We start from the raw sequence: 1047 nt of genomic DNA on the forward strand, positions 1-1047 counted from the left end.
GCGCGAGCGCTGGCTGGTCCGCGAAGAAGGCCAGCGCCTGGTCCACCGTCATGCCCAGCACCTCGGCAATGTGGCGCTCGCGGTAGCGCACCTGCAGCGTGGCCTCGTTGTAGCGTGCGCCGTGGCAGGTCGGGCAGGGCGCGTAGACGCTGGGCAGGAACAGCAGCTCCACGCTGACGAAGCCTTCGCCCTCGCAGGTCTCGCAGCGGCCCTTGGCGACATTGAACGAGAAGCGGCCGGCATCGAACTGGCGCTTCTTCGCTGCAGGTGTCGCCGCGAACAGCTTGCGCACCTGGTCGAACAGGCCGGTGTAGGTGGCCAGGTTGGAGCGCGGCGTGCGGCCGATGGGCTTCTGGTCCACCTGCACCAGCCGGCGGATTTTCTCGGCACCTTCGGCGATGCAGCCAGTGGTGACGGCCAGCGGCGGTTCGTCCAGCAGCTCGGCCGAATCTTCGGATACAGGTGCCTCTTCCTGGCCCAGGTGGCGGCTCACCAGTTCCACCAGCGCCTGGCTGACCAGGCTGGACTTGCCTGAGCCCGAGATGCCGGTGACGGCGGTCATCGCGCCCAGCGGAAAGGCCACTTCCACCGCCTGAAGGTTGTTGCGGCCAACGCCGGCCAGCTTCAGCCAGCCGCTGGGCCTGCGCCCGGCCCGGGTGGGCGCCGCGCGGTGGCCGAAGAGGTAGGGCGCGGTTCGCGAAGACGTGACGGTTTCCAGCCCGGCCGGAGGTCCGCTGTACAGCACCTGGCCGCCCAGCTCTCCGGCATCCGGCCCCACGTCCACCAGCCAGTCCGCCTGCCGCATCAGCCCCACGTCATGCTCGACGACAAACAGCGAATTGCCGGCCGCCTTCAGCTGCCGCAGCGCGGTCAGCAGCGCTTCGCCGTCCGCAGGGTGCAGGCCGGCGGTCGGCTCGTCCAGCACATAGACCACGCCGAACAGGTTGGAGCGGATCTGCGTGGCCAGCCGCAAGCGCTGCAGCTCGCCGGAAGACAGCGTGGGCGTGCTGCGGTCCGGCGACAGGTAGCCCAGGCCCAGCTCGGTCA

General features: G+C 69.8%; 1 protein-coding gene. It reads right to left on the minus strand.

Translation table 11 applies throughout. The annotated features are described in order from the left end of the window. A partial coding sequence (locus FKP22_RS31455) for an excinuclease ABC subunit UvrA (protein ID WP_510606740.1) occupies positions 1 to 1047 on the minus strand: 1047 nt, incomplete at both ends.

Origin of the sequence: Ideonella azotifigens (assembly GCF_006519715.1) — a bacterium.
GTDB lineage: Bacteria > Pseudomonadota > Gammaproteobacteria > Burkholderiales > Burkholderiaceae_C > Ideonella > Ideonella azotifigens.